This window comes from Pontibacter silvestris (genome assembly GCF_020907275.1).
Taxonomy (GTDB): domain Bacteria; phylum Bacteroidota; class Bacteroidia; order Cytophagales; family Hymenobacteraceae; genus Pontibacter; species Pontibacter silvestris.
Map to the genome: position 1 here is coordinate 1 of NZ_JAJJWI010000034.1, position 25,873 is coordinate 25,873.

The window sequence follows — 25,873 nt, forward strand, 5'->3', positions numbered from 1 at the left end:
CATAATAAAAGTTCTCTATATCCAGTCGGGGCTGTTCCTCTCGTAAAGGAGTTTGAGGCAGGAATCCATCTTTGGCATATGCTTCAAAAGGTCCCAGGTAATGCTTTAGGCCCGTAACTAAGGCTACGTGCTCCACCGTTTTCTTGGGCGACAAAGCACTTAGCAGATTGCGGACCATGGCGGCGTTGACCCGGATATTATCGGCTTCCGTTTCCATGCGCATCCAACTGGTAATAAACACGTGCGTGGGATTAACCGTTGCTAAAGCTGCCTGTAGGCCTTCCGGCTGCAGTAGATCGGCCGCAACCGGTTGCAGGTTCTGTATATCCTACTTCGGGTTGCGGGCTAAGCCGTAGGTGGTCCATCCTTGGGAAATCAGTTCTTGGGCAAGATTGCTTCCGGTTATTCCACTGGCTCCAACTATCAAGGCTGTTTTATTCATATCTAATTTTTCTTTCATTATCATTCAATATCGAATTAGCTAGATCATACGTGACGCCTTGGACCTGGTACCATGAAGAACACGAAGATGAGCTTGAAAAGAAAACGTAAAAAGTTGCACAGGGTAATAAACCATTGTTTTATTTGCTCGATCCCTTGTATTTTGGTGAAGTTTCCCTACTCTTTAATTCTCATTACAAAATATGGCAAAAGTCAGAAGCTAACCTTTCTTCAACATAACTATCGTTATACGCCCATAAAAGTCTTATGAAAATTCGCCCTATCTTTCCAGGTTCTTACAACCTTCATATAGATGCATTCGTATAGACCTATGGCTAAAAGTTGAAAAGTTTTCTAAAAACTGATCACAACAAGAAGAGGCTCTTCAGGATGAAGAGCCTCTTCTTGTTTTCAGCCTATAAGCTGCTTTAAGTTAGATAGCAGAAAAGGTGGTTAAGCTCGCTGCACACAGATAGGAAAAAAGATTGTTTAAGGAGAGTGAGTATGAGCTTCTGGTCTATCTGCCGTGGTCTTGGTGTTTAAGTACCTAGCGGCGGATCTGGTAAAAGTCCACGACGTGTTTCTCCCCCAGTTTACGGGAACTCACTTCGCCGCAGAGTTATTCGGTTACGATACCTTCTCTTAATGTTTTTTCCTTTATTTCGATCAACTTTGTGTCAACCTATATCAAGACAAGACAAGGCACAAATATTTCCGCTTAGTCTAAAACTCCTCATCAAGGGAGAAGACATTCTTGTCTTTCTCGGCCATCACACCGGCCTTTTGATAATCGCCCACTCGCTTTTCAAAGAAGTTTGTCTTACCCTGCAACGAGATCATTTCCATGAAATCAAACGGATTAGCTGAATTGTAAATCTTGCTGTAGCCCAGTGACACTAGCAGGCGGTCTGCCACATACTCGATGTACTGGCTCATCAGCCTCGCGTTCATACCTATCAGGTCCACAGGAAGTGAGTCTGTCACGAACTCCTGCTCTATGCTTACGGCATCACGGATAATCGCGTGCACACGCTCTTCCGAAAGCTTGTTTTCCAGCATACTGTAAAGCAGGCAGGCAAAGTCGCAGTGCACTCCTTCATCACGGGAGATCAGCTCATTGGAGAAGGTCAGGCCAGGCATTAGACCGCGTTTTTTTAGCCAGAAAATAGAGCAGAATGAGCCGGAGAAGAAGATGCCTTCCACAGCCGCAAAAGCGATCAGGCGCTCGGTGAAATTCTCGCTCTCGATCCAGCGAAGTGCCCATTCGCCTTTTCTTTTAACTGCCGGTACTGTTTCCAGCGCACGGAACAAACGGTCTTTTTCATGCTGATCTTTGATATAGGTATCAATCAGCAGGGAATAGGTTTCCGCATGGATGTTCTCCATCATGATCTGGAAACCGTAAAAGCAGCGGGCCTCGGGTATCTGTACCTCGTTCATGAAGTTTACGGCCAGGTTCTCGTTCACAATGCCGTCGGAGGCGGCGAAGAAAGCCAGCACTTGGCTGATAAAGTGGCGCTCGCCGTCGTTCAGACGCTCCCAGTCTTTCATGTCCTGGCCCAGGTCTATTTCCTCTGCTACCCAAAAGCTTGCCTCCGCCTTCTTATACATCTGCCACACTTCTTCGTGTTGGATGGGGAACAGGACAAAGCGGTTCGGGTTTTCTTTTAATATTGGTTCCATATACTATTTGATTTATTTATAAAATGAGCTTTCATGAATCAGATGCCTGTAGCCAAGCCTGGCTTGCTCTCAATCCCTTACTGTTGCCACAGGGGTTGAGTAGCTGTTATGTTATGGCTGATATTAAGCTTAGCAACTGGACAAAGCTCACCCTTTATAAGAAAAATCTACTTGTAAAAATTAGCTAAATTCAGGTATTTGCGGAGCATGAAGCGACATAAGCAGTTTACGCCACTTGTTATCATAGACCGTTCGGCAGAAAAGTGGCCACCCTACGAGCACAGCCATAACTACTATGAGATCATCTATATTAGGGAAGGCTCCGGTTCACATCACCTGAATGAGTCTGTGTTGAAGTATGGTAAAGGAGATGTTTTCGTGCTAAGCCCTTCAGATAGCCATTATTTTATGATAGATGTGCCAACCAAGTTTGTCTCGGTCAGGTTTACTGATTTTAAAGTGCAAAGAGGCCCTAATGTGTCGTATGAATGGAGCCGGGAAGTAAATCTTTTATTGCACAGCCGTGTCGTGCGTAATTCAAGGCTGCGGTTTACTAAGCAGGATAAGGTGCTTATAATGCACATTTTTAAAATGCTGCATTCCGTTCGGGAAACCATCATGGAAAATGAGTCTTTTATATACCTTCAGGTACTGTCGCTGCTGACAATTATCAAAAGAAATCTTCCCGCCGCCAAAGAAACTAAGTCAACATTCACTACAGCTGGCACTCACAGCAAACTAGAGCAGTTGTTGTCGTATATCCATGAGCATATTACCCAACCACACCTGCTCCTGACAGAACATCTGGCTGGGAAGATAAACATGCCTCAAAGTTATATAGGCGCATTTTTTAAGCGGAACATGGATATAACCCTGAAGGATTATATCAACCAGTGCAGGCAAACATTAGTAGAGAGCAGGCTGCGGAGCGGAGCGTATACAATGAAAGAAATTGCCTATGATTTTGGCTTTACTGATGTGAGCCACCTGAATAAGCTCTTTAAAAAGCACAGGGGAATGAGCCCTAGTGAGTTCAGGAGAAAGTGCCTGACCACATAAAAAAGTTTCAGAACACCCTTCTAGGTTAGAGAAGCGTAACTGTCCCTGCTTCCATTCTGATACCAAAGGTTCTCAATACAACCGCTATCTTATGTGTTTAAGAAAGCATATTGCCAGATTCACATGATATTAGTTTTGTCGGAGGGGGTTGAATGCACTAAATTGCTCTAAAAGCGCTTCAAAAAGTTACAGATGAATCCTATTAATAAATATTCCTCTCTCCGGGTTTAATATTGACGAAGTGAACCGTAGCTCCTGTGAAAGAATTGATCCAGTATAGCACTGCTCTTTCCAGAGCCGTAAAAAGTAACATTCCTAGGGTCTTTCAAATGAAATCCGATCAAATTGGTGTATCGGCTAAGGTATATGTAAATGTAAATGTAAGTACCCCATTTTTCAGACAGTGTAAATGAGACTTTTCACAATCTTTTCTACTACCACCACTATGAAGTGGTCATGTGGTAAACTTGCCGTGCAGGCCCTGTGCCAGGGGAGGAGTTTTCCATGCTATGATAAAAATAGCTATCACACCTTATTATATCCCGAAAAAGGTTACTGAAATGGAGCAGTCTCTTTATGCTTTGGTGACTTGTGCTGGAAGAAAATCAACCTGGAACCAGCATATCGCTGGTTCCAGGTTGATCGGTGATTCATAATAAGAAAGCCCACTCATTGAGCTCCGCCCAAAAGAACAGCAGAAAACGTCTAGATTTTCTCAGGCAGCAGGAGCGCGTCTTCGTAATTACCGAGAACCGGCTCCGAAGGTGCTCCTTGGGTGACAGCCTCCACCAGCAGTCTGCCTCCCACGAATGCTCCTTTCCAGGACTCACCCAGGCCCCCGAAAACCTCTTCGCGGTCGCCGCGGGAGCGAAGGGCGTTGATGCCGACTTTGAAGGCCTGAACCTCCCTGGCTGTGCGCTGGGCCCACTTCTCATCATCTGAGGAAATGGCAGCCACCAGAGCTCCATTGGAGATATTCATCTCGCCTACCAGCTCCTCTACCCGGTCAACCAGTACGACGGAATCAATCGGGCCGAAAGGCTCTTTGAAGTACAGCTCACTCTGGCGCGGCAGGTTTACCAGTGCCCGTGGTGCGCGGTAAGCCGAGCGGTCCTGATTAGGCAGGAAGAGAGCATCATCCAGTTTGCCTTCATAAATGGGTGTGGCACCTGTCTTGAGAGCATCTGCATATAACCGGTCCAGGTCCTCGGCCTGGCGACTGTTGATTACTGGGCCGAATGCTAAATCGGGTAGCTTGTCATCAGGATTATCCACTAAGGTAGGATTACCGATTTTGAGGCTGCGGATGGCATCCCAATATGTTTCCAGGAACTGTGGGAACGAGCGACGCTCTACCACAAAGCGTACGTAGGCCGTACACCGCTGTTTGCCGTAGTCATAGCCTTTCTTGAGCTGCTCACCCAGTCTGTTCCAGTCTGAGAAGTTCCAGATGCCATAGGTGTTCACGCCCTCCATCTCCAGCATGTAGCGCTTATGCACAGAGGCCAAGGCATCGGCAATGTTACGGCCGTTGTAGCGTCCGCCCACAAAGGAAAGGCAGGCAATGGCCTGATCCTTTACCAACACATCGCTCAGCTCCCCACCCGAACCACTTACAAGCGTCACAGGTAAACCACAGCGGCGGGCAATAGCAAAGGCAAGGCTCAGCGAGATAAAGCCGCCGTCGGTAGGGGTCTTGGCTACAGTGGCGTTTCCGCACAGCACTTGCACCAGTACGGCATGCATCAGCACCGACATGGGATAGTTCCAGGACGCAATGTTCGATACCACACCCAGGGGTTCTCGGCGGCCAAGCATGTCCTCTATGTTATCCACATACCATTGCACGCCATCTATGCATCGGTCAATATCGGTGAAGCCAAGCTTATAAGTTTTGCCGATCTCCCACATCAAAAGCTTTCCGATAAGGTCCACATGTTCCCGTAGTCCATCGAGGCACTCCTGCACGCGCCGCTTACGCTCATCCAGGTCTATGCGGCTCCATTCGGCGGCTACACCATGAGCGCCTTGTACGGCCCGCAACGCAGTGGCCCTATCCAGCATGGGCAGGCTACCTATTACGGAACCGTCTATAGGGGATACAAACTCTTTAGGAGTGCCTTTTTCCTGCCAGCGGCCTTCCAATAGGTTCAGGAAGTTGCCGTGCTGGTCAAATATTTCGGGAGCTACCTGCTCCACCTGGTGAAGCAGCTGGGTAAACTCAACCTGCGGGGAAATGATTTTTGCCATTGATTAACTTACGTTATGATATATGAGGAGAAGAAATAAAATCACTGTTCTGGAGTCTAACCTGGAGTTAAGTAAAGAGGTGGGGCGGTAGTCAGAGCGGTTCGGATTTCCAGACGCAGCTAGTTGATCAGTAATTGCTCTTTGCTGCTGATGAATTTTTGTACCGCATCCTTTATGTCGATACCTGATCTGTCGGCCAATACAATCAGCCACCAAATATTCTCCCCCAACTTATGCTCTAATTCGTTTCGGGAATTCTCCTTTGGCCAACGCTGCTGCTGCGACATGATATTCCTGCCTACCAAGCCCGCATCGGTCAGATAGGCCAACGCGTCTTCTTCCACCGTCCATTCGCTTCCGTGGTGCTGTAGCTCAAGCTCATGGTATTTTCCCCGTATCTCCAATGAACGGCGGATGATTTCGTCTAAATTATGCTTACTCATGTTTTTTTCTTTTGGTTAAAGTATCAAATCTGCTTTTACAAAGGAGATCTTACCACCCTTGAATGTAAAATCAAAGGTTCCTCCTATTTTCCCCTCCGGAAACTTTCCTGTAAACTCTACTTCCAGGTGCGCATTTTCGTCATCTAAAACATCTAATCTGACCAGCTTGGTCTGCGTCTGAAAGCCAATGAAATAACTGTCAAAATATTCCCTGATGCCGCTGTGCCCTGAGAATGTCGCGCCGACGGAAGGATCGTCCAAAATGGCATCGGGCTGGTAGAAATCCAGGTATTCCTTTGTTTTGAAATCATTGCCGGTGGCAATCCAATCATTGATAAAAGTCTGGGTTTTCATTTCCGTTATCTCTTTAGCCACATAGGTTTTACCTTTATAATTTCCTGATGGACGGGGCAAGTTTCGGAATGCGCTCCTGGCAGATACCCGATACTCATCAAAAACTCGTTTACTATTTCACCGCCGGTAAACCGGAATGTTTTCTTAAAAAGTTTTACCCATTCTTCCTTGGTTTTCGGATGGTGGTGTTCCAGCCATTTTCCGAAACTGCCATATTCTTTCTGCAGTTCAAGGATTGACTTCGCGTTTTCTATGGCTGCATTCACTTTAAGTTTGTTACGGATAATCCCGGGATCATTCAGCAGCCTTTCACGGTCTGTCTCGCTGTAGGCGGCAACCTTTTCGATATTGAAATCATCATAGGCTTTGCGGAAGCTTTTCTCTTTCTTCAGGATGGTTTCCCAGCTTAACCCTGCCTGGTTGATTTCCATCAGGAGGCGGCCGAACAGTTCGTTATCATCATGAATGGGAAATCCGTAATGGTTGTCATGGTAGTGTTGATGAAGGCTTCGGCTGGGTTCTTTCATCGTTTGGATGTAACTGCAATAACTCATTTTATTCTTTTTATCTTTTATACAGCACAAAGTTGCTCCAAACTCTGAAGGATAAATTCGCCGGAACGGAGAGTTTTGTTGCCGTTCTGACGAACTGTGTTGTCATTGCGAACTTTCGGTCCCGCCGCAGCATAAATGTAACCGAATTTTTTAGCTATTTCCTACCAGGGCAGTGCACCGGAGGGTCCGAAGAATCCGCCAGTTATTGACATATCATGTAGGAGAGCATAGCTGACTATCAATTGTGCTGCGCTTTCAGGCGTATCTGTACCTGTATTGTTATTCAGATCCGTCTTGATATGACCCGGTTCTATGCCCACCACCGGAATACCCAAAGGTTTTAACTCCTTGGCAAATGCAACCACAAAGGCATTCAATGCCGTTTTGGAGCTGGAGTACCCACCGAAATTCACTTTCCCGTAGATGGTATTCTCATCACCCGAAAGCGCAAGCGAGCCGACAATACTGCTGACCATGATTATACTTGCCCTATCAGAGACTTTTAGTAAAGGCAATACATTTTGGGTTACCCTGACAGGACCGAAGGTATTGACCTCAAATTGGTTTCGGATAGATGCCAGAGGTTCCTCACTTGGCAGAACCGATAAGTCCCAGGCATAGCCGGCATTGTTGATTAAGATATCCAGCTTGCCGATACGTTGCTGTAAATATGAAGCAGCTGAGCGTACACCTACATCATCCGAAACGTCAAGTTGCACCAGTTGAACATCCAGATTACGGGCTTTGAGTTGGTACAAAGCTTCTTCTCCCTTCTCCATATTCCGTACACCCATCCAAACCTGGTATCCCTTTTCTGCAAACAATGTAGCCGTAGCCAAACCGATGCCCTTATTGGCACCGGTTACCAGTACAGTTTTATTATTACCCATTGTTTTCTATCGTTTCAGGATCAATACTACCTGGCATTGCGTGATGGGACAGGTCTCCGGCCAGAGTGATGATCAACTCGCGGACTGAAAAATGCCAGGTATCATTCGTCTGTTTGAAAACATCGTGGTAGCGCCCTACTGCGATAGGTTGCAGGGCAAGGCCGCGTTCTTTATCCTGCTGAAATATGGTTAGGTACGATACAGCGGTGGCTTCATTTTTCTCCTCCTGTATGTCCAGAACAATATTGGTGGTAACGTGTGCCGTCCGCAGCGTGCCATCCGGGTACACCTGGAGATTCTTTTTCAATTGGCTTGCCACCCCTTCCTTGCCTTCCATACTGCTGCCCGGGGATATGATTTTTCCATTTATGAACAATTCACCTACCTTTTCAAAATCTGCCTGGTCCACATAATGGGTGTATTTCCCGATCAGGTTTAAAATTTGTTGTTCGCTACTCATCATATAATTTTATTTACAGTCTGGTTGATTTGAGTTAATAAGACCAATGAGGTTTGTATCCGGAATACCGGAAAGCAATCTTCTTTACAGAACTTCTATTTTGTAACATCTGCTTTAGAAACGGACCTTAAAAAACAGTCGGGATTGTTCCACCGTCTATCACGTAATTCGCGCCGGTGATGTAAGACGCTTTGGGTGAGGCCAAAAAGCCCACTAAATGCGCAATCTCCTCCGGTTGGGCCAACCGGTTCATGGGTACTCCCCCCAGGCCATCCATCACTATCTGAGCGGCTTCATCAGGGCTTTTCCCGATGGAGGTGGCATAACTTTCTAAGAAAGTATCCATCGCCGCGGTTTTAACCATTCCCGGGGAAACGGTGATCACCCGAACCCCATTGGAAGCCACTTCATTGGCCAGTGTCTTGCTGTAGTTGTTCAGGGCTGCTTTGGTAACGCCGTAGGAGAAATTGGAAGCATAAAGGGGCAGTTTACCGTTGAGGGAGGAGATATGGATAACCACTCCCGATTTCCGCGCCATCATGGAAGGGACGAGTGCCTTATCCAATTTGATAGCTGCCAAGAGGTTCAGCTGCAAATCACTTTCCCAGTCCTGGTCTGAGAGCACGCTGAAACCGCCTGCCGGGGAAGAAGTCCCACCCACATTGTTGACCAGAATATCCAACCCGCCATATTGCTCGGTAATCTTTTGGGCTAACGCTTCATTGTCCGAGCTCTTCGTCAGATCCGCAGCTATGAAATCATAGGCTATCCCTTCTGTGGGTTTGCTCCTTGCCGAAACTACAACGGTAGCCCCCAAGGCTGCCAGTTCATCTGCGATGGCTTTTCCGATGCCCTTTGTTCCGCCGGTAACCAAGGCTACCTTACCTGTTAATTCTTTTTCTGGATTTTTCATTTTATTCATTGATTTAACTGAAACAAATGTTTCAGATTTGGTTAAAAAAATACGTTTGTTTGATTGCCACTACCGGATCCCGCAGGATAGTTCGGAGATGTGCCTGGCTTTGTCCCTTTTCGAAATTCACTACATGAATCTCGTGGTGCATGCCTGATTTTCTAAAGCCGTTTTCCGTCGCAAATTGCTGCAATAGCGGTAGGGTTTCCAATTCCCCCGCAAGGAGTCCTGCGTGCAGAAGCTGCACGCATTTTCCAGCCGTATAGGTGAAGCGCTCAACATCCCTGGAAAAGGGATTCTCCGCTGAACTTCGGGCTATTTCCCGGATAGCCTTGTCCGGAATATACTCCGGAATGCGGATGGCTATTCGGTAATGAAGCTGGTCCAGGTCCACAGTGGTATAGAATTCACCGATGTCCACGAAACCCGTTTGCTCTTCATCATACCAATAGAAGATTTCCACTACCTGGCTTATAAACGCCTGCTCCGTTCCCCCGTACTTTTCTTGCAACCGGGAAACAAAGTCTTTTATGGCTTTTTTCTTCCCGTAGAAAGCGGCCGTTCCGGGGCTTCCTTCTCCGAGAATGGAAACATAGCTTACCTGAGCGATGTCTACGACCTCCGGTGATTCACCCGCAATATAGTAACTGCTGTATTTCTGCTGTAGGTCTATGGAGTTCATAATTTTAAAACGTTTGTTTTAAAAAAAGGTAAAAAAATTATAGACTTAGCTGCTCGATCAGAAACTGCGCTGTTTTCTTGATTCTTGTTTTGTCCCGGTGGATGATAAAGGACTCGTGCCAGCCTGTAAAATGGTTGATGATATAGTCTGTCAGCATCTCCGCATCCTGACTTACCTTGATTTCCTTCTTCTCAATAGCTTTTTTAACCAATCCGATCAACAGCTGATAGGTAAACTCACTATCGGCCCTGATAATCTTCTGCACTTCCGCATCTCCGGTGGCCACTTCAAAGGTGGTCTTGATGGCCAGGCAACTATTAGGTTCATTGGTGATCGTGTAAACGGAAGCGTTGATATACTTTTCAATTGCTTTCAGCGGAGACGTGATCTGCTGCAACTGCTTTTTGGCGGCATCCATCCGTGATTCCGTGTAGTGTTTGATGGCTCTTATGAAAAGCTGGTGCTTGTCGCCGATGGTATTGTACAGGCTGCTGCTGTTGATACCCATCGCTTCGGTAAGATCCCGCATGGTCGTACCATTATAGCCCTTTTTCCAAAAGACGTCCATTGCCTTGGAAATAGCCAGTTGCTCATCAAATTCTACGTTTCGTGCCATAATACAAGGCAAAGGTAAACAAATTTTTGAAACAATCATTTCAGAATTTGAATTCTTATTCATTTACCTGTATCCGTTTCTTTATCCGGCTCAAAGATTGGTTCTTGATGCCCAGAAATGACGCGATATGAAAAGAGGCGACACGTTGGACAATGTTTGGGTGCTCTTTCAACAGGTTCAGATAACGTTGCTCGTGGGTGAGGAACAATAAGTCTTCTGCACGTCCCTGCGACTGATTGAAAAAATGCTCTGCCAGAATTCTGCCGAAGCGTTCCCAGGGTTTGTGGTTCAGGTACAGGTTTTGCAAATCCTGATAAGGAACATACAGTATTTCCGCATCTTCCAACGCCTCGATGTAATAATTGCAGGGATGCTGGTAGATGAAACTCCGGAACGAAACGATAAATTGCCCTTCTGAGAAAAAGAAGATATTCTTTTCCTCGTCCGTTTCCGGATCATAGTAGTACACCCGGAAGATTCCTTTGATCACGATGCCCAGATCTTTGCAGACTACATTTTGCTTATTGTAGAAATTTCCTCTGGGAATATCCCTTTTCTGCCAAAAAGCAAGGCTAACGGAGATTTCCTCCTCCGTTAGCCTTGCGAACGGCGTTACTATATTTTGCAAAAGTTTTACGCTATCACTTTCCATTTCTAACTGTTTAGGTATTCCAGCGTTTTGTCCACATGGGCATTCCCGTTCAGAAAGCCACGGTATTTGAATACGACTTTCCCACTTTCATCCACCACAAAGGTTTCCCTTCCGGTGAGGAACAGTACGTTTCTAATCCCGAAGGATTTCAACACCCTGTTGTCCGGATCGCTCAGTAAGGTGAAATTCAGTTTATGGTGTGCAGCAAAATTTCTGTGACTCTCTACACTGCCTGAGTTGATTCCGATTACGATCGCCCCTTTATCTTCGAAGAATTTATAGCTATCCCGGAACGCACATGCTTCTTTGGTACAAACCCCGCTTTCATCTTTCGGGTAAAAGTAGATGATTAGTTTTTTTCCGAGGAAATGCTGGATGTTGAAATCCATACCGTTCTGATCCTGTAGCGTAAATGCCGGGACTTTGTCGCCTACATCTAACGTTGTTTTGGTTTTATTTCTCATCGTTCAATCTTTTGCAATATCCTGAAGGATAGAAGTCAGTTCATTCGGCTTTGAAATAAACGGACTGTGTCCCGTCTGAATGGTGAAGGTGTTTGTGATGCCCGCCTCTGTTGCCATTTGTTGCTGGAACGGATAGCTTATCGCGTTGTCCATGGTGGTGAACACATAATATTTTCTTCCTGCGGAATTATAATTTTCCGGCGTATACTTCAACGGGGTTGCCAAAGGAGCGACAGGTTCTGCCTTGTAATGACTTAGCACATACTGCTTTTGCTCTTCAGTTCCGTCCTGGATGAACACCTTGGGGAAATTTACCTCCGGATCCACCAGGCCAGCCAATGTATGGTCTTGATTGAATTCCAGTACCGGCCCTAACAGCGAGCCCGGATCCATTCCGGCATAGTCCAAGACACTTTTCCCGTTTTGCGGAATGAATCCGGCTACATACACCAGCTTAGTGATTTTCGCTGGCATTTCAGAGGCTACTTGCGTGACTACGGCACCTCCCAAACTGTGCCCCACAAGTATGACGGGTTTATCGAATGAAGCGATAGCTTCCTTCACCTGATTGGCATAGCCAGTAAAGCTAAGCCCGCTAACCGGTGTATCATCTTCACCGTGGCCTTTGAGATTTACGACAGTGACATCGTAGCCATCTGCCACCAGGTTATCTTTGACTTGTTCCCAGGCAAAAGATGCCTGCCAGGCACCGTGTACCAGTACCACGGGAGATCTTTCCGTTCCCGGAACCGCATCGTCATCATCGGAGCAGGAAGCAAATGCTATCATGCTAACCAACACTAAGCTCAATCCTGAAAAGAGCCTTGTTAGTTTTTTTGTTTTGTTTTTAAATGTATTCATTGTTTTGTGTTTTATTATAGAACAAAGGTCCGCAGAATCAATCCGGCAATTTTTCACTTAAGTTAATTTCGGAGAACTTCTTTTGGATTATCATACCTAAATGTTTTTGGAATAATAAGAAACCAGAAGAAGATCAGCTACTTCATGCACGTAATCCGTTGTTGCCCATACCATAATTTGAAAAGGAATGCTGTTTTTGAGCAGGCAAAGTGCATTTACCCATCTATTTCCGATAGTATGAAAGACAGACAAATTTTCCGCTATACTTCCATGCAGTAAACGACGAATGATAGCCATTCCATGGGGGATCCATTTCTCGGTCGATTACCATGATATATAGCCGAAACCAGGAGCATAAGAAAGCCTATCTAATTCAGTAAACTTCTTTTATAATCCAACGGTGACAATGCCGTCTTGCTCTTGAAGAGCTTATTGAATGATTGCGGATGCTCGAAACCAAGCTGGTAAGCGATCTCGGCAACCGTTAATTCGTCTTTGGCCAGATATTCCTTTGCCTTATGAATGACTTTCTCGTGGATGTACTGCTGGGTGTTCTGCCCTATCAGGTTACGCAGCAAATCGCTCAGGTACCGTGGTGTGAGATGCAGTTGTTCCGCTACAGAATGAACAGTCGGTAAACCGTCTATCAGTGATTTGTCATCGTTGAAATAGCCCTCCAGCAGAGTTTCTAATTTGCTCAGGATATCATTGTTCACCGCTTTTCTGGTGATGAACTGACGGTCGTAGAAACGGTGGGCATAGTTGAGCAACAGTTCGATCTGGGAAATGATCACATCCTGGCTGAATTTGTCTACCCTTTCACTTAATTCTTCCTGGATAAATCGATAGATGCTCAGAATAGTCGTTTTTTCTTTTTCAGAGAGATAGAGTGCCTCTGCTGCGGAATAACTGAAAAAACCGTATTGTTTGATGGCGGTGTTCAAAGGATAGGCCCGAAGAAAATCCGGGTGAATATGCAAGGTCATCCCGTCGTAATCGGCTTCTTCCTCCTGCATGCGCAGTAGTTGTCCGGGAGCGATAAAAGACATCCCGCCTTCTTCGAAATCATAATATCCCTGCCCGTATTTAAGCCTTCCCGAGAAACTGGTCTTGAAGGATACTTTATAGAAATTCAGGATAATACCCTGTTCGTAGTCCTTAGGGTCGAAATGGGCCTCTCCATAGTTCAGGATGCTGATCAGCGGGTGGCTAGGAGCCGGTTGGCCCATTGCTTTATGGAGCTGGGACAGAGAATTGAATACGACTGGCTGCTTTTTCATTTGGAAAAAAATTAAAATTCCTGTCCTTTCTATTTTTGTACGGACAGGAATTTAGTTGAATTAAAATACAAATTGGGATTTAATCTTTTGCACCTGCGCTTCTGGTCCGCTTTCCAATCGCTCTGTGTATAAGGCAATCGCATCTTTCCCGGCAACATATCTCAGTTGATTTTTACCATCGGTTGCCGCATTGAAAATAACCTGTGCTACTTCTTCCGCTTTGGTATATGCTGCCACCTGCTCGGCGCTGTACCCTTCACTTACTTTGGCTGTCAACTTTTGATAGGCATCGTGCATTCCACCCTGCAAAGAACGTCCGGCGAAATCGGTTTGCATTCCACCCGGAGCCACTACCTTTACCTGAATACCAAACTGGGCAAGTTCATAAGCCAGTCCCTCGGAAAAGCCGTCTACACCGAATTTGGAGGCACTGTAAACGGAACAGGTAGGGAAGCTCAATAATCCGAAAGAGGAAGTTACATTGATAAAAGTGCCGCTTTTCTTTTCCCTGAAGTAAGATAAGAATGCCCGGGATACATGGATGACTCCAAATAAGTTGGTTTGGATCTGCGTTTCAATCTGCTCATCTGTAAATGCCTCCAATGGCCCCACTAAACCATACCCGGCGTTATTCAAGACCACATCCACATGGTGATTTTCCAGCACCTTAGCTACGGTTTCTCTGATTTGTTTTGAATTGGTCACATCCAAAGGCAGCAGCACGATGCTGTCCAGTTGCGAAAGTTCGGTTTCCTTTTCGGGGTTCCGCATGGTAGCAATCACCTTCCAGCCTTTTGAATGGAATAATCTGGCGGTAGCTTTTCCTAAACCGGCCGATGCACCTGTAATGAAAATTGTCTTTCCCATAACTATCTCGTTTTAATTGTACAATGCAAAATTCAATAAACCTTCCGTTTCTGGATTAACCGAAATGGTGGAAATAGTAGCCTGAATAACCTTGTGTAAGGTGATAAGATAATCTAAAGATAATAATGTTCAAGGCAGTCGCGACTCTAAAGACCTGCTCTGTCAAGAGGTTTGATGATGAAGAATACCGGCTTTGCACGTGGAGCATCATAGGGCAACCGTATGACTCAACCGGTTCGATTTATGGTTAACCAGGATGTCATCAATGATCGCTTGGTTGAAAGCCGTTTGCCTGGTGCTTACGACCGAATCAACCGAGAAAGCATGCAAGGCTTCCTCCACCGATAAGGTGCCCTCAGCGGAATCCTTGCGGCCATTGAAAGCAAACGTGTCGGGGCTACGCTGGCATTGGCTGTTGATGTTGATGCGGCCTACCTGCCCGGCCAGTAAATCAATCAGCAAACCGATATCCTCACTGTCCCGGCTGAAAATGCTGACCTGCTGCCCGAAGGAAGATTCCGTGATATAATCGACGGGTATCTCAACATCATCGAACGGCACGATGGGTATGATCGGCCCGAACTGCTCCTCACGGTAGAGCTTCATGGCTTCATTTACCGGGTATACAATAGCTGGTTTCATCAACGATTTATATGCCGAACCCCCACCGGATGCGGTATTCAGGATAGTAGCTCCATGTTCAACTGCATCTTCCAGGCACTCCTGTAAATACCTTGGCTTCTCCGGTTCCGCCAGCGGAGTGATAGCCACCCCTGCCGTCCAAGGCATCCCGATCGCCAGCTTATCTACCTCTTCCACCAAGCGCTTGTTGAAACGGTCGGCTATGTCCGTATGTACAAACAAGATTTTCAACGCCGTACACCGCTGCCCGTTAAAGGAAAGGGCCCCGGAAATACACTCTTTGACAGTCAGGTCCAATTCGGCATCATCCATGACAATAGCCGCATTCTTGGCATCCAGGCCCAACACCGACTTCAGGCGGTTGGATTTAGGGTGCATCTTTTTAAGGCTGTCGGCTACTTTACTCGAGCCGATCAAAGCCAGAACATCGACTTTGCCGGATTGCATCAGGAAGGGAACCGTATCACGCCCCCGGCCATACACGGTATTTACAACGCCCTTCGGAAAGGCCTCCCAGAAAGCCTCCAGCAAAGGCTCGAACAGGAGCGTACCGTGTTTCGGCGGTTTAAACAAAATAGTGTTCCCCATGATCAGCGCCGGAATAAGCGTGGTAAACGTCTCGTTCAGCGGGTAATTGAATGGCCCCATGCACAAGACCACCCCATAAGGCAGTTTTTTGGTTTGGCCGATGAAGTTTTGCTGTACCTGGAAAGCAGACGTTGAGTTATTCAGTTTCTTCGCCGCTCTTACCGTGTCCTGTATGTATTCGATGGTACGGTCAAACTCCTTCTCTGCATCAGCGGAGCTTTTGCCGATCTCCCACATGATCAGATTCACTATCTCATCCTTGCGCTGGACCATTTTCTTGGTAAAGACATCCAGGCACCTGATCCTTTTTTGCACCGGCATGGAAGGCCACGGGCCCCGCCCGCCGTTGTAGGCCTTTACCGCCGCGTTCAGCGCTAACTCGGCCTCTTTGCTTGTTGCCAGCGGATAGCTCCCGATCAGCATTTGTGATTCCTCTGCCGATGAATTATCGGTGTTTCTAAGATAAACAGGGGAAAACACCTGGTGTACCGGCCCGTTCCAAACTTCCAGCTCCCCGTCGATCAATATACGGCGCTGGTGAATCGGCCTTTTTATTCTGTTCTCGGCAGGAATTAAATCCGGGTGAATGATCAACCGCTTTAGTTTATTCTCTGATTCCATAACAATGCAATGGTTTTAAAGTGACTTATTCTGTTTCGGAGGATGGCACTGTCCCTGCAGGAAACGGGTCATCCCCGAAGAAGGAGTAAAGAGCAGCACCTGTTTTCCCCTCCTGAATTCAACAGCCTTTAGCAGAAGGGTGAGTGGACAATCAGGTAGTGCTGATTATCTATCCCTGCTCCTTTCAGTTATAATCAAAGTAGGTAAAGCAGATATTTCGCAAATCTCCGTATACCTGGCACAGTTTGCTGGCATTTATACCTTTTTCCTGATTTATAAAGGGCACCTGTGTAACTGCATCTAGTAAGTCATCCGTTAAAAGAGCATATGAATGGCTATCAATGGAATTTTTAAGAAGCCGGTGGGACTCAATGACAGCCCGCCCGTACAGTTTCTCAAAGCCCCCCACCCGGTATTCAGAAATCTCTCCGTAATGCGCGATCAGCTTCAAGGATAATTTTGAATCATGGTGAAACAGATCGGTGAATTCGGCCACTTTCTCTTTGAAGTGGAATAGCATCTGTTCATATTGCCTTAAAATATCAGAGCCGGAAGGAGGCGGTCCGATTCTATAGAAAAGAACCGCGTCTCCCTCGATCTCCGATACCTTCAGGCCCAGAATGTTATTCTCCAGAATAGACGACAGCAACTCCGTGATTACAAGTTTTCCTTCTGCCATGTCGGTTGAGTTGACAAAACGGGTAAAACCACTGATATCCGGCATCACAATCAATCCTTTCGATGGTGTATGGGTATACCGTCCAGGAACCCGTAGGTTGTTGAACGACATGGGTTGTTTTTCAAGTGTCTTTAACATTCCGTTCCGATTAAATGGTTTTACTGCCGTACCCTACTTACACCTCGTTTGCAGGCACATAGTTTCTGAATGAATCTATGGACAGCTGTTATTTTATTTGATGATGTAAATTTCGGCTTGATTTAAAATCAAAGAGTATCCAAATAAGGGATTGTTGTATCCAAAATGCTAATCAATCGCCCCTTGCCTGATTTTACCTGGGGGTTTTCATGCAGTCATCGTCCTTTATAGGGTAAACGGGATCGGTTTCACTACCTTCAACTCGGGCTGCCCCTCCTTTTAAAAGTCGATGATGTTTGTATCCGGAATGTCACGGATGATTGACTCCCCGAAAGCAGAGGCCGGGGATTGGAAACCTGTTTTGAAATCGCCCCTTAAGATCCTGTGCGCTACTGCCACTACAGAAAGCGAGGTCAGGGTGTACCCGGAAGGGGCATCCACTACCGAATAAGCCTTTCCGCCATCTTCATCGGTAACTTCCGCAGCGAGCCTGGTTCTGCCTGCCGCCCGTTCCTCCGCATTCGGGCCGTCCGGCAGGGCATCTATATCCGCCAGGTCCGCCATGCCGGACGCAGGTAGTTTAAGCTGAAAGTATTCTTCGATGTTTGGAATACCTGTTGATTTGTAGGAAAGGATAATGCCGCCTAACGGAGTTGGCAAACATTCCTCCTCCCCGTCGCCAAAGTAAAATAGTTTGGTCTGCGCATCAGCCACTTGTTTGATTTTGCCGTCTTTTCTTACCAAGATGCCTAATCCAGCGATATTACGGCTACTCTTGACCGAACCGCGGGAGAAACCTCCGTAATGCCTGAATGCCACGGATACTTTGTGGGGGGTCTTGACGCGCCTGGCGGTGTGCAGCACCAGTGCATCATAACTCACGAACATACCTGCACCGGAAATAAGCATGATCCCGGCTTGCTTTGCCTGCTCATCCAACGATTCGGCAAGTTGGTAGGTGGCAAGCTCCGCACTGATATCCAGGTGGTGGACACCGTTGTCAAGGCAGGCTTTCATCGCATATTCCGCCGTGTTCTCAAAAGGGCCGGCTGCGTTGATCAGGCAAGATGCATTTTGCAGTGCCGCTTTCCATCCGGCAGCGTCATCTACCCCGAAGGTATGGTAAGCAACCCCAAGCTCCTTCGCCAAGGGTTCTATCGTATCGCCAGATCTGCCTGCGATTTCAAACGGTAGTTCTAATTCTTTTGCCCGTTCACATACTAATCGTCCGGTATAGCCGGCAGCTCCGTATATCAGTATTTTGTTTTTTGATGAATTCATGGGTTGATTCTTTGATATGAATGCCTTATTTAGACAGTGGGGTTTGAGCCTCCGTCAATGATGTAGTTTGCCCCTGACAGGTAAGAAGCCCTTGGTGAAACCAGGAAACCTACTATTTCAGCCACGTCTTCAGGGCTTGCCATCCTGCCCATAGGAATACCGCCGAGGGAATTCATGACATTCTGCGTGCTCTCCTCTATAGTGATACCTGCACCTTCTGCCAAGGATTGTAAGTAACCTTCCATGGTTTCGGTTTTGACCATGCCCGGTGATACGGTCATCACGCGAATGCCTTTTGGGGTAACTTCCTTTGAAAGGCTTTTACTGTAGTTGATCAAAGCCGCTTTTGCTACTGCATAAGCGCCTAAAGACTCCCACATAGGCAAAACGCCGGTCAAGGAAGAAATATGGATGATCACTCCGCTTTTCTTTTCCAGCATAGTCGGCAGGATAGCCCTGTCGATACGTACCGGAGCCAGCAGGTTCAGGTGCAGGTCATTTTCCCAGTGCTCGTCTGTCAGCACACTGAAGCCACCTGATGGACTGTTGGAGCCGCCCATGTTGTTGATCAAAATATCCACTGTCCCAAATTTTTCCAGAATGCCGGTGATAACAGGAGTTGTTTCTTCTGCTATTGCCAGGTCTGCTTTGATAAAGTGGTGTCCGTATTCGTTATCTGCCGGTTCATTCCTTGCCGTGATGATCACGGTAGCGCCTGCTTGGGCCAATCTGTCGGCAGTGGCTTTTCCTATTCCTTTGGTACCGCCTGTAACTAAAGCAATTTTGCCTGCCAACTCTGGGGTGATCTGTTCTTTGTTTTCCATGGTTGTTTATTCTATTTTGAATCGTTTGTTTTATAATTTCCGAAAAAAATTTTGCTTTGGGGTGATAATCTTCTTTGATATTTATAGTTTCATAGCTGATGCTATAATTTCTTATCTAGTATAAATAAGTTTGAATACGCTCATATAGATTCACCTCATGGTGGCACCGCTGTAGCCCTTGCTCCAAAACACCTCCATCGCCTTCCGGATCGTTACCTCTCCGTTGAATTCAACTTTTCTTGCCACAGCTGCTGCAAAGATATGTATTTCTGAAACGATTGTTTTAAAATAAAGATATATTTTTCCTCTGTCATTATGGATACACCATTTACCGAACTGGCAACTTGCCCCTACCCGCGGCTCCGGATCTTTGCATCAGACATTTAAAGAAAGAAACCATGCAAACAATCTTCATTACAGGCGCCTCTTCTGGCTTAGGGAAAGCCGCCGCTGAATTATTCCATGCCAACGGCTGGAGGGTGATCGCCACGATGCGGAACCCGGAAAAGGAAACGGAGCTAAACCAGCTGGAAAGGGTAACCTTGTTGCCCTTGGATGTAACCAAAGCTGAACAGGTACGGGAAACGGTCGGGCAAGCCATGGCAATGGGCGTCGACGTGGTGCTGAACAATGCCGGCTATGGGCTCGTCGGTGGATTTGAGGCCTACACGGAGGAGCAGATCACCAGACAGCTCGATACCAACCTGCTCGGTGTATTCCGCGTGGCCCAGCCCTTTGTGACCTATTTTAGGGAACACCACAGGAAAGGGTTGTTCCTGACCGTCACCTCTGCCGCCGGGATTGCCGCAAATCCCCTGGCCTCCATCTACAGCGCAACGAAATTCGCCTTGGAAGGATGGAGTGAAGCCATGAACTACGAGGCCAACCAGTTCGGGATCTACTTCAAGACCATCGCCCCAGGTGCGATGAACACAGACTATGTCGGGCGCTCCCTGTCCTTTGCGTCGCATGATGCCTACATGCCGCTATGGAACAAGATGATCTCAGGGTTCGAGGACGGAAGCACCAACGTCATCTTCTCGGATCCGGCAGAGATCGCGGAGGTCATATACGAAGCGGCAACAGACGACAAGCCGCAGCGGCGCTATTTAGCGGGACCGGACGCCATTGCCCTGTCCGAGACCCGCCAGCACCTCGGTATCGAGGCGCACAGCGAACAGATACAGGGACTTTATAAAATAAACTAAGATGGAAAGAGGAATCTGAACGGAAAAGTGGCCGGACATCAGGCAGACGAAGGAGCCAAAGTTAGCTCGGGCGCGTGTCGCCTGAGCTAACTTAAAGGTGCTAACAAGTCATATCAATACCTCAGGAGGGCAGGCGACAGCCTTTGCCACCGATGTCACTCACCGGGAATCGGTGGAGGCTCATTAAAAGAGTGTAAGGCCTTAAATACTTGCTCCAACAAAGTAAAAGGACCAGATACATCCTGAACAAGAGAACAGCTGAGAGATTAGGATTTACCGAGGTTAAAACAGATTTTGTGCAAAAGGTTGTTTTAGCTTACAACTATGTGAACCTGACCATAGCTCATTCCATGGCAAAAGCGAAACTTAGTTTCCCGAATCTAAGCAACTTAAGAACCTATGAAGTTGAATTAAGCACGCTTGCCAATAGAAAGGAATATATACTCCAACTAAAAGAAAAGCTAAAAAGCAATATTGCCAAATGAGTGGATAGCTGACAGCCAATTGACTGCCAGTGCACCCCTCAGTCGAGTAGCGCAAGGCAACCGCCCCCTCACGCCCTCACTGAACCGTGCGTAAGACTCTCGCCTTACACGGCTCCTATTATCCAACCTTTACGGCCTTACTCCCAGCTGCCAGTGCGCAAACAGGTTCGGAACGGTTTTAGTCACTCTCCCCAGCCAATTACTTGCCCTGACTTTACGACCCCTTAGCTTCTTAAACTTCTGACGGGCCCAACTTTTGAGAATAAGATTTAAATAATTCAATAACCTCTGCAGTTCTGATTTGTAGAAATGTCCGTAGTAATTTATCCACCCTTTCACGACAGACTTCAATGCTACTACGGAATGTTCCGCCCGCGTGCCCTGCCTCGGTACTCTCGCTCTTGTGGGTCTGCCACTTGAGCTTCTCCCTTGCCATCAGGACGACACGTTCTCACGTTCCGTGCAAACGCCTGTGTTAAGTTCACGCTGCCTTGATGCCGGATGCCGCATGAGCAGTAGTCAGGTTGCCCTCATGCTTATCCCGGGACAGTGGTGACTCCCGGTTTTGACATCACCTATACGCTAACGACACTTCTTCGAACAGTTCACTTGCGTTCGTCTCCTTAACACTTACCTGCTACCTTTCCGGTAACTTTTCCTTGTCGCTCACGACCATGCCTTTTAAGCAAAGCCGCACAAGGCGGTTTGAAGCCTGCACCTGAATACCGGCTCCGAGGGGCCTGCCCTCATCATTTGCACAGCACCGAAGAACACCAAGGTGTCCTCCGTTCGTGACACACCACCACCGAACGTACGGGTCGCGTATTCGGCGGTTCGCTAAGCATAGCCTAACCGCTCTTTTCACCGGTCACGCCTTTGTCCTGATTTAAGATAGGGCTAGCAAACTCTGGATTTGAACCTCCTTATCGAATTTAGGACAACTTAACGTTCAGCCCTTCAGCAGCTTGTGAGACCTCCGTAGTGCTTACGGCTCGTTTCCAGGTAACTACTACGACCGCTGCTGACTTCTTGGCCCATAGAAACCGAATCTATTCCAAGACCTCCCCAGGTAAGACGCTTATCCTTCCACCTAATCCTGCCGCATCTACAAAAAGCCGCTTGTCCATCAGGGGCTTTGCAAAGATGTGCTTGCTTACCCACGGCTCCCTCCTCTTATACAGCACTGCGTGCGCTCTCTTCGCACTCTCGAGCTCAAGAGTATTCGTCAGTTCAGGTGTTTGCAGTCCCGCTTCCTTCAGTGCATGGGTCACCCCAAACCACCTTGCGGCTTGCTAATCGGCTTCACCAACTCGACGATAAGGACCTTGCACCCTCTGGATAATCTGAGTATATTTCATAAGAAATATACTCGCGCCATACTGGACGCACACAAANGCTCCCTCCTCTTATACAGCACTGCGTGCGCTCTCTTCGCACTCTCGAGCTCAAGAGTATTCGTCAGTTCAGGTGTTTGCAGTCCCGCTTCCTTCAGTGCATGGGTCACCCCAAACCACCTTGCGGCTTGCTAATCGGCTTCACCAACTCGACGATAAGGACCTTGCACCCTCTGGATAATCTGAGTATATTTCATAAGAAATATACTCGCGCCATACTGGACGCACACAAAACCTATAGTGCATAAACGCACTATAGCAAAGCCGCGACCCGCAACGGCTCCCGCGGACCCGCTGTAGCTATTTGAGCAACAGTCTGTATATAGAGGAAATCCTTACAAATGAGCCATGGCCCATATCCTGCAGAGTGCCTACGCGACCGTCGCCGCGGACGAAGAAAACGAGCTTGTGGAGGTGATCTGGCTGCGGCACTGCGAGGAGGAGGAGTTCCGGGAAGTCCTCCGGGAGACGGTTCGGCACGTCAACGCCCAAGGGGCCACCAAGTGGCTGTGCGACATGAAGCGGTTGCAGTACGTGCTGCTAGGCGACCAGAACTGGCTGGTCCGGGAGCTGCTGCCCACGCTGGACCCCGCGCTCCGGCACCGGTTCGCCTACGTGGTGACGCGATCCAATCTGGAGCTCATGTCGAGCCTGCGCGTCCATGAGCTGGTCCGGGAGGACCCTGCTCTCCGCCGCCGACTGGAGGTGGAGGTCTTCCTCGGGCGGGAAAAAGCCACAGAGTGGCTGGCCTAGGCAGGAGGCTTCCCCCGGGTTGATACGTCTTTGCCGATTTCATTATTGCTTTTGAGGAAAGGGTCATTAGCGTCACCACGTAGACCCTGCACAGGCTCGGCTCGCCCATCAGGATAAAGGCATTTGCGGAAAAGGCGCAGGCGCTGGCTGCTGGGACGGGAGTGAAAGCAGATCCCACAGTAGTCGGATGGTACACCATATGCCAAGCGCTCTATCCTCACAACCCTTTCCGTCTCAGAGACGGGCTCTGCCTAACCCAAAACAGGTAGAAGGCACTAGTACTTTCAGTATAAACAAACTCAGGTAACCACGTAAAACATAGGAGGTAAAAATAAAGCTAATGGAATACAAGCCGATCAAGACACAGTGGCAGTATGATTTTGTCGCCAAGCGCATAGAGCAGCTGAAGGACACCGACCCGTACACGCCTGAGGCAGAGGAGCTGAGGCTGCTGACAGAAATGGTTGTCGAGTACGTGATGAGAAAGGCGGGTTTTGATGATAGCCAGTCGCCTCCCACACATGGCTGAAGGCACGCCCCAGGTTGACACGCTATGCGCATGCTATATTGCCCACCCATTCACATTCTCCAACAGCACCTCAATAGTGAACATGAAAGTAGTTATAAGAGAAACAGCATTTCCAGCCAACTGGAGGGGGTAAGCGTTTTGGTACTTTCGCAGGGAGGTTATATCTTGTAAATTCTTCCCGTACAAGGGAATCAGCGAAGATGTACAACAAGCATGGTGAAGTCAAAAACGAAAAGGATATTATTAGTAGACGATGACCCTGCCGTCTCTTTTATGACACAACGGCTATTCAGGCAAGCGGCGGTAGAAGCAGAGGTGCTCCTGGCCAGTCATGGCCAGGAGGCACTCGATATCGTCCGGGGAGTGTGCAGGAATGAGCAGTGCCCGGAATTGATCCTGCTGGACATCAACATGCCAGTCATGGACGGCTTTGAGTTTCTGGAGGAACTCCAAAAGTCCGCTGATTTAAGTTCTGCCGCCATAAAGATTGTTATGCTTAGCAGCTCTACCCATCACCTGGATATGGTGACGGCAAAGGATTACCCGGTGATTGGTTGCATCGAGAAACCCCTTACTGTAGAGAAGCTGTCCAAGTTCATATAACAAGTACCTACCCTTACTGCGGCTGTCATTTTACATAATGGGGCTTATCGGCCACCTAAAGAAAGGATTTTGGCTAATGCTTTTTGGACGGATTAAGTGTTAAAACAGTAATGAAAAACGTCCTATTCTTTACTCTTCCAGACCAGGGACTGAGGCAAGCAAAATGAAGGGCAATTGAGGCAAAAACTCGTTAAAGAAAGCAGAGTAAACGATGCCTTTTCATTAACGAGTTGCTTTACTAGTAGTGGGATAATGGCCAGAGCGACTAAACTCTATAATAGGGTAGGTATCAAGATAAAAGAAGACTCCCCTTTTCATCAGAGAGCCTTCTTTTATCTTGATTATTGAAATCTTCAACTTTTAGCCATTCTCTTATACGGAGTTTAGCTTCCAGAGGTTATACTATCTGGAGAATGGCTACCGGATCCATCTTACATAAGACCATATTATAAGACTTCAAGTGCCACTCGTTATACCTTAGGAGTAGGTTTCTTACTAAATATCACCTTGTTGCACTTGTGGCTTAAAAGTATCAGTTCGTCTGGACTCCCTATTTACCCTGGCCTTTCACTGATAAGTTCATAACTTATACTCCTGCCTCCATCTTCTTCTTTTCGGAGAATCCCCTTCCGGATCAGATCCTGTATATCCCGTCCGGCCGTATCCTGTGAGCATTTGGCTATCTTGGCCCACTTGGAGGAAGTAAGTTTACCCACAAAGTCTTCCTGCAGCTTGCTGATGAGCAGCCGTTGCCGTTCGTTGAGGCGTGTAGGTCCCAAAAGTGAGCCTTCTGTAACACGGACTCCAATTTATCGTCTGCAGTACTTAAGCCGCTACGAAGGCAGGAAAGACCACTCCAGCCATTGGGTAATGCCCGCGCCACACGTCCGTTTCCATCATCAAAGGGATGTATGGTTACAAACCACAGGTGAGCGATTCCAGCCTTGAGAACTGGGTCGAACTTTGCCTCACTGTTAAACCAGTCCAGGAACTTGCTCATCTCATCCTCCAGCAGGGAGGCATCAGGTGCTTCATAATGGACCCTCTCCCGCCCAAGCGACCCGGATACCACCTGCATAAGTCCTTTCTCATTATCTCTCCAGGCACCGGTTATGATTTTGTACATACCGCTTCTTCCCGTTGGAAAAAGAGAGGCCTGCCAGGCAAACAAGCGCTCTTTGGTCAGGGGCTTCTGGTAATGTTGGGTGGCATCGAGCATCATCTCCACCACCCCCACCACATGACGGTCTGAGGGAATAAGGCCCGCTATGTCCATGCCCAAACGTCTGTCGATAGAAGACCGCACCTGCTCCGGATCCAGTAGTTCCCCCTCAATTTCAGTGGACTTCAATACATCTTGTGTGAGGGTCTGCAGCATGGTCTCTGACCTGACAGAGAAGCCAAGGGCCTCCATGCGTCCTACAATACGCCCTTGTACATACCATACTTCGCCAAGTAGACTGGAGAGGTGTCCTTCATCCCAGGTAAAATGAGGCCAGTTAGGGTGCAGATGTATGTAAAAGCTCATGATCGTTAACTTATACGGTAACTATACGCTTTATTCTCCGCGAAAATGCGGAGAATAACAGAAATAATCACCGCAAGCTTCATTTTCACCCTCAACTATGGTGGCCAGACCGCTCTATCCGCCAGCACAGC

The 25,873-nt window shown here is 47.5% G+C and carries 30 protein-coding genes and 2 pseudogenes; 5 read left to right on the forward strand and 27 right to left on the reverse strand.

Features of this window, described 5'->3' with window-relative positions; all coding sequences use genetic code 11:
- The 3 genes and pseudogenes from LN995_RS19665 to LN995_RS19675 form a co-directional block, all read right to left on the reverse strand.
- Positions 1 to 217 (reverse strand): annotated as a pseudogene (locus LN995_RS19665) (NAD-dependent dehydratase); the annotation flags it as partial.
- 111 nt (positions 218 to 328) lie between these two features.
- Positions 329 to 442 (reverse strand): NAD-dependent epimerase/dehydratase family protein, encoded by a 114-nt coding sequence (locus LN995_RS19670; protein WP_229962800.1) that lies wholly within the window; start codon positions 440 to 442, stop codon positions 329 to 331.
- 722 nt (positions 443 to 1,164) lie between these two features.
- Entirely contained in the window at positions 1,165 to 2,124 is a 960-nt protein-coding gene (locus LN995_RS19675; protein ID WP_229962801.1) for a ribonucleoside-diphosphate reductase small subunit, read from the reverse strand.
- A gap of 207 nt (positions 2,125 to 2,331) precedes the next feature.
- Here LN995_RS19675 and LN995_RS19680 point away from each other — a divergent pair, with 207 nt between their 5' ends.
- Positions 2,332 to 3,183: an AraC family transcriptional regulator gene (locus LN995_RS19680; protein WP_229962802.1), complete on the forward strand. Its 852-nt coding sequence runs from the start codon at positions 2,332 to 2,334 to the stop codon at positions 3,181 to 3,183.
- 705 nt (positions 3,184 to 3,888) lie between these two features.
- Here the strand turns inward: LN995_RS19680 and LN995_RS19685 are convergent.
- The 19 genes from LN995_RS19685 to LN995_RS19775 all read right to left on the reverse strand — a co-directional run bounded on the left by LN995_RS19685 (position 3,889) and on the right by LN995_RS19775 (position 19,242).
- On the reverse strand, positions 3,889 to 5,433 hold the full coding sequence (locus tag LN995_RS19685) for an aldehyde dehydrogenase family protein (protein WP_229962803.1): 1,545 nt from the start codon (positions 5,431 to 5,433) through the stop codon (positions 3,889 to 3,891).
- Between the two features lie 119 nt (positions 5,434 to 5,552).
- Positions 5,553 to 5,876, reverse strand: a complete 324-nt coding sequence (locus tag LN995_RS19690) for a nucleoside triphosphate pyrophosphohydrolase family protein (protein ID WP_229962804.1) — start codon at positions 5,874 to 5,876, stop codon at positions 5,553 to 5,555.
- A gap of 15 nt (positions 5,877 to 5,891) precedes the next feature.
- Complete coding sequence (locus LN995_RS19695) at positions 5,892 to 6,251, reverse strand: nuclear transport factor 2 family protein (RefSeq protein ID WP_229962805.1); 360 nt, start codon at positions 6,249 to 6,251, stop codon at positions 5,892 to 5,894.
- Entirely contained in the window at positions 6,236 to 6,757 is a 522-nt protein-coding gene (locus tag LN995_RS19700; RefSeq protein ID WP_229962806.1) for a DNA-3-methyladenine glycosylase I, read from the reverse strand. The genes LN995_RS19695 and LN995_RS19700 overlap by 16 nt, the downstream gene beginning before the upstream one ends.
- Positions 6,758 to 6,945: 188 nt before the next feature.
- Positions 6,946 to 7,674 (reverse strand): SDR family NAD(P)-dependent oxidoreductase, encoded by a 729-nt coding sequence (locus LN995_RS19705; RefSeq protein ID WP_229962807.1) that lies wholly within the window; start codon positions 7,672 to 7,674, stop codon positions 6,946 to 6,948.
- Entirely contained in the window at positions 7,667 to 8,137 is a 471-nt protein-coding gene (locus LN995_RS19710; protein WP_229962808.1) for a nuclear transport factor 2 family protein, read from the reverse strand. The genes LN995_RS19705 and LN995_RS19710 overlap by 8 nt, the downstream gene beginning before the upstream one ends.
- A gap of 124 nt (positions 8,138 to 8,261) precedes the next feature.
- Positions 8,262 to 9,047: an SDR family oxidoreductase gene (locus LN995_RS19715; RefSeq protein ID WP_229962809.1), complete on the reverse strand. Its 786-nt coding sequence runs from the start codon at positions 9,045 to 9,047 to the stop codon at positions 8,262 to 8,264.
- Between the two features lie 31 nt (positions 9,048 to 9,078).
- On the reverse strand, positions 9,079 to 9,729 hold the full coding sequence (locus tag LN995_RS19720) for a hypothetical protein (protein WP_229962810.1): 651 nt from the start codon (positions 9,727 to 9,729) through the stop codon (positions 9,079 to 9,081).
- A gap of 37 nt (positions 9,730 to 9,766) precedes the next feature.
- Positions 9,767 to 10,345, reverse strand: a complete 579-nt coding sequence (locus LN995_RS19725; RefSeq protein ID WP_229962811.1) for a TetR/AcrR family transcriptional regulator — start codon at positions 10,343 to 10,345, stop codon at positions 9,767 to 9,769.
- 55 nt (positions 10,346 to 10,400) lie between these two features.
- A complete protein-coding gene (locus LN995_RS19730) occupies positions 10,401 to 10,973 on the reverse strand; it encodes a Crp/Fnr family transcriptional regulator (RefSeq protein ID WP_229962812.1) in 573 nt (190 codons plus the stop codon).
- A 26-nt stretch (positions 10,974 to 10,999) separates the two neighbouring features.
- Positions 11,000 to 11,461, reverse strand: a complete 462-nt coding sequence (locus LN995_RS19735) for a peroxiredoxin (protein WP_229962813.1) — start codon at positions 11,459 to 11,461, stop codon at positions 11,000 to 11,002.
- Positions 11,462 to 11,464: 3 nt separating this feature from the next.
- A complete protein-coding gene (locus LN995_RS19740; RefSeq protein WP_229962814.1) occupies positions 11,465 to 12,322 on the reverse strand; it encodes an alpha/beta hydrolase in 858 nt (285 codons plus the stop codon).
- 96 nt (positions 12,323 to 12,418) lie between these two features.
- Positions 12,419 to 12,619 (reverse strand): hypothetical protein, encoded by a 201-nt coding sequence (locus LN995_RS19745; protein ID WP_229962815.1) that lies wholly within the window; start codon positions 12,617 to 12,619, stop codon positions 12,419 to 12,421.
- Between the two features lie 71 nt (positions 12,620 to 12,690).
- Positions 12,691 to 13,602 carry a helix-turn-helix domain-containing protein gene (locus LN995_RS19750; protein WP_229962816.1) on the reverse strand — a complete coding sequence of 304 codons (912 nt, stop codon included), beginning with the start codon at positions 13,600 to 13,602 and terminating at the stop codon, positions 12,691 to 12,693.
- Positions 13,603 to 13,662: 60 nt separating this feature from the next.
- Positions 13,663 to 14,469, reverse strand: coding sequence for an SDR family oxidoreductase (locus tag LN995_RS19755; RefSeq protein ID WP_229962817.1), 807 nt, complete (start codon positions 14,467 to 14,469; stop codon positions 13,663 to 13,665).
- A 207-nt stretch (positions 14,470 to 14,676) separates the two neighbouring features.
- Entirely contained in the window at positions 14,677 to 16,320 is a 1,644-nt protein-coding gene (locus LN995_RS19760) for an NADP-dependent glyceraldehyde-3-phosphate dehydrogenase (protein ID WP_229962818.1), read from the reverse strand.
- 184 nt (positions 16,321 to 16,504) lie between these two features.
- Positions 16,505 to 17,137: a DUF2652 domain-containing protein gene (locus tag LN995_RS19765; protein WP_229962819.1), complete on the reverse strand. Its 633-nt coding sequence runs from the start codon at positions 17,135 to 17,137 to the stop codon at positions 16,505 to 16,507.
- Between the two features lie 279 nt (positions 17,138 to 17,416).
- On the reverse strand, positions 17,417 to 18,418 hold the full coding sequence (locus LN995_RS19770; RefSeq protein WP_229962820.1) for a saccharopine dehydrogenase family protein: 1,002 nt from the start codon (positions 18,416 to 18,418) through the stop codon (positions 17,417 to 17,419).
- A 29-nt stretch (positions 18,419 to 18,447) separates the two neighbouring features.
- The gene (locus LN995_RS19775; protein WP_229962821.1) at positions 18,448 to 19,242 is read right to left on the reverse strand and encodes an SDR family oxidoreductase; all 795 of its coding nucleotides are present in this window, start codon (positions 19,240 to 19,242) and stop codon (positions 18,448 to 18,450) included.
- 398 nt (positions 19,243 to 19,640) lie between these two features.
- Here LN995_RS19775 and LN995_RS19780 point away from each other — a divergent pair, with 398 nt between their 5' ends.
- Complete coding sequence (locus LN995_RS19780) at positions 19,641 to 20,450, forward strand: SDR family oxidoreductase (RefSeq protein ID WP_229962822.1); 810 nt, start codon at positions 19,641 to 19,643, stop codon at positions 20,448 to 20,450.
- Positions 20,451 to 21,064: 614 nt separating this feature from the next.
- Here the strand turns inward: LN995_RS19780 and LN995_RS22210 are convergent.
- From LN995_RS22210 to LN995_RS19785, 3 genes are all read right to left on the reverse strand, one after another.
- Complete coding sequence (locus LN995_RS22210) at positions 21,065 to 21,274, reverse strand: group II intron maturase-specific domain-containing protein (RefSeq protein WP_377470495.1); 210 nt, start codon at positions 21,272 to 21,274, stop codon at positions 21,065 to 21,067.
- A gap of 17 nt (positions 21,275 to 21,291) precedes the next feature.
- A complete protein-coding gene (locus tag LN995_RS21930; protein WP_262910535.1) occupies positions 21,292 to 21,420 on the reverse strand; it encodes a hypothetical protein in 129 nt (42 codons plus the stop codon).
- Positions 21,421 to 21,572: 152 nt separating this feature from the next.
- Positions 21,573 to 21,800: a hypothetical protein gene (locus tag LN995_RS19785; protein WP_229962823.1), complete on the reverse strand. Its 228-nt coding sequence runs from the start codon at positions 21,798 to 21,800 to the stop codon at positions 21,573 to 21,575.
- 877 nt (positions 21,801 to 22,677) lie between these two features.
- Here LN995_RS19785 and LN995_RS19790 point away from each other — a divergent pair.
- Positions 22,678 to 23,082 (forward strand): hypothetical protein, encoded by a 405-nt coding sequence (locus LN995_RS19790; protein ID WP_229962824.1) that lies wholly within the window; start codon positions 22,678 to 22,680, stop codon positions 23,080 to 23,082.
- Here the strand turns inward: LN995_RS19790 and LN995_RS19795 are convergent.
- Positions 23,079 to 23,303, reverse strand: coding sequence for a hypothetical protein (locus LN995_RS19795; RefSeq protein ID WP_229962825.1), 225 nt, complete (start codon positions 23,301 to 23,303; stop codon positions 23,079 to 23,081). The genes LN995_RS19790 and LN995_RS19795 overlap by 4 nt on opposite strands.
- A gap of 119 nt (positions 23,304 to 23,422) precedes the next feature.
- On the opposite strand from LN995_RS19795, the gene LN995_RS19800 reads away from it, so the two are divergent.
- Positions 23,423 to 23,611, forward strand: a complete 189-nt coding sequence (locus LN995_RS19800; protein WP_229962826.1) for a hypothetical protein — start codon at positions 23,423 to 23,425, stop codon at positions 23,609 to 23,611.
- 213 nt (positions 23,612 to 23,824) lie between these two features.
- Entirely contained in the window at positions 23,825 to 24,214 is a 390-nt protein-coding gene (locus LN995_RS19805; RefSeq protein WP_229962827.1) for a response regulator, read from the forward strand.
- A 554-nt stretch (positions 24,215 to 24,768) separates the two neighbouring features.
- On the opposite strand, the pseudogene LN995_RS19810 reads toward LN995_RS19805, so the two are convergent.
- Positions 24,769 to 25,742, reverse strand: a pseudogene (locus tag LN995_RS19810) (Fic family protein).
- Positions 25,743 to 25,873: the final 131 nt, after the last annotated feature.

Excerpts from the sequence above, each read along its gene's own strand:
- LN995_RS19765 (WP_229962819.1), bottom strand. The coding sequence starts at position 17,137 with ATGTTAAAGACACTTGAAAAACAACCCATGTCGTTCAACAACCTACGG.
- LN995_RS19760 (WP_229962818.1), bottom strand. The coding sequence starts at position 16,320 with ATGGAATCAGAGAATAAACTAAAGCGGTTGATCATTCACCCGGATTTA.
- LN995_RS19690 (WP_229962804.1), bottom strand. The coding sequence starts at position 5,876 with ATGAGTAAGCATAATTTAGACGAAATCATCCGCCGTTCATTGGAGATA.
- LN995_RS19715 (WP_229962809.1), bottom strand. The coding sequence starts at position 9,047 with ATGAAAAATCCAGAAAAAGAATTAACAGGTAAGGTAGCCTTGGTTACC.
- LN995_RS19670 (WP_229962800.1), bottom strand. The coding sequence starts at position 442 with ATGAATAAAACAGCCTTGATAGTTGGAGCCAGTGGAATAACCGGAAGC.
- LN995_RS19710 (WP_229962808.1), bottom strand. The coding sequence starts at position 8,137 with ATGATGAGTAGCGAACAACAAATTTTAAACCTGATCGGGAAATACACC.
- LN995_RS19705 (WP_229962807.1), bottom strand. The coding sequence starts at position 7,674 with ATGGGTAATAATAAAACTGTACTGGTAACCGGTGCCAATAAGGGCATC.
- LN995_RS19775 (WP_229962821.1), bottom strand. The coding sequence starts at position 19,242 with ATGGAAAACAAAGAACAGATCACCCCAGAGTTGGCAGGCAAAATTGCT.
- LN995_RS19735 (WP_229962813.1), bottom strand. The coding sequence starts at position 11,461 with ATGAGAAATAAAACCAAAACAACGTTAGATGTAGGCGACAAAGTCCCG.
- LN995_RS19675 (WP_229962801.1), bottom strand. The coding sequence starts at position 2,124 with ATGGAACCAATATTAAAAGAAAACCCGAACCGCTTTGTCCTGTTCCCC.
- LN995_RS19750 (WP_229962816.1), bottom strand. The coding sequence starts at position 13,602 with ATGAAAAAGCAGCCAGTCGTATTCAATTCTCTGTCCCAGCTCCATAAA.
- LN995_RS19780 (WP_229962822.1), top strand. The coding sequence starts at position 19,641 with ATGCAAACAATCTTCATTACAGGCGCCTCTTCTGGCTTAGGGAAAGCC.
- LN995_RS19755 (WP_229962817.1), bottom strand. The coding sequence starts at position 14,469 with ATGGGAAAGACAATTTTCATTACAGGTGCATCGGCCGGTTTAGGAAAA.
- LN995_RS19740 (WP_229962814.1), bottom strand. The coding sequence starts at position 12,322 with ATGAATACATTTAAAAACAAAACAAAAAAACTAACAAGGCTCTTTTCA.
- LN995_RS19770 (WP_229962820.1), bottom strand. The coding sequence starts at position 18,418 with ATGAATTCATCAAAAAACAAAATACTGATATACGGAGCTGCCGGCTAT.
- LN995_RS19685 (WP_229962803.1), bottom strand. The coding sequence starts at position 5,433 with ATGGCAAAAATCATTTCCCCGCAGGTTGAGTTTACCCAGCTGCTTCAC.
- LN995_RS19700 (WP_229962806.1), bottom strand. The coding sequence starts at position 6,757 with ATGAAAGAACCCAGCCGAAGCCTTCATCAACACTACCATGACAACCAT.
- LN995_RS19720 (WP_229962810.1), bottom strand. The coding sequence starts at position 9,729 with ATGAACTCCATAGACCTACAGCAGAAATACAGCAGTTACTATATTGCG.
- LN995_RS19790 (WP_229962824.1), top strand. The coding sequence starts at position 22,678 with ATGGCCCATATCCTGCAGAGTGCCTACGCGACCGTCGCCGCGGACGAA.
- LN995_RS19680 (WP_229962802.1), top strand. The coding sequence starts at position 2,332 with ATGAAGCGACATAAGCAGTTTACGCCACTTGTTATCATAGACCGTTCG.
- LN995_RS19745 (WP_229962815.1), bottom strand. The coding sequence starts at position 12,619 with ATGGCTATCATTCGTCGTTTACTGCATGGAAGTATAGCGGAAAATTTG.
- LN995_RS19800 (WP_229962826.1), top strand. The coding sequence starts at position 23,423 with ATGGAATACAAGCCGATCAAGACACAGTGGCAGTATGATTTTGTCGCC.
- LN995_RS19725 (WP_229962811.1), bottom strand. The coding sequence starts at position 10,345 with ATGGCACGAAACGTAGAATTTGATGAGCAACTGGCTATTTCCAAGGCA.
- LN995_RS19805 (WP_229962827.1), top strand. The coding sequence starts at position 23,825 with ATGGTGAAGTCAAAAACGAAAAGGATATTATTAGTAGACGATGACCCT.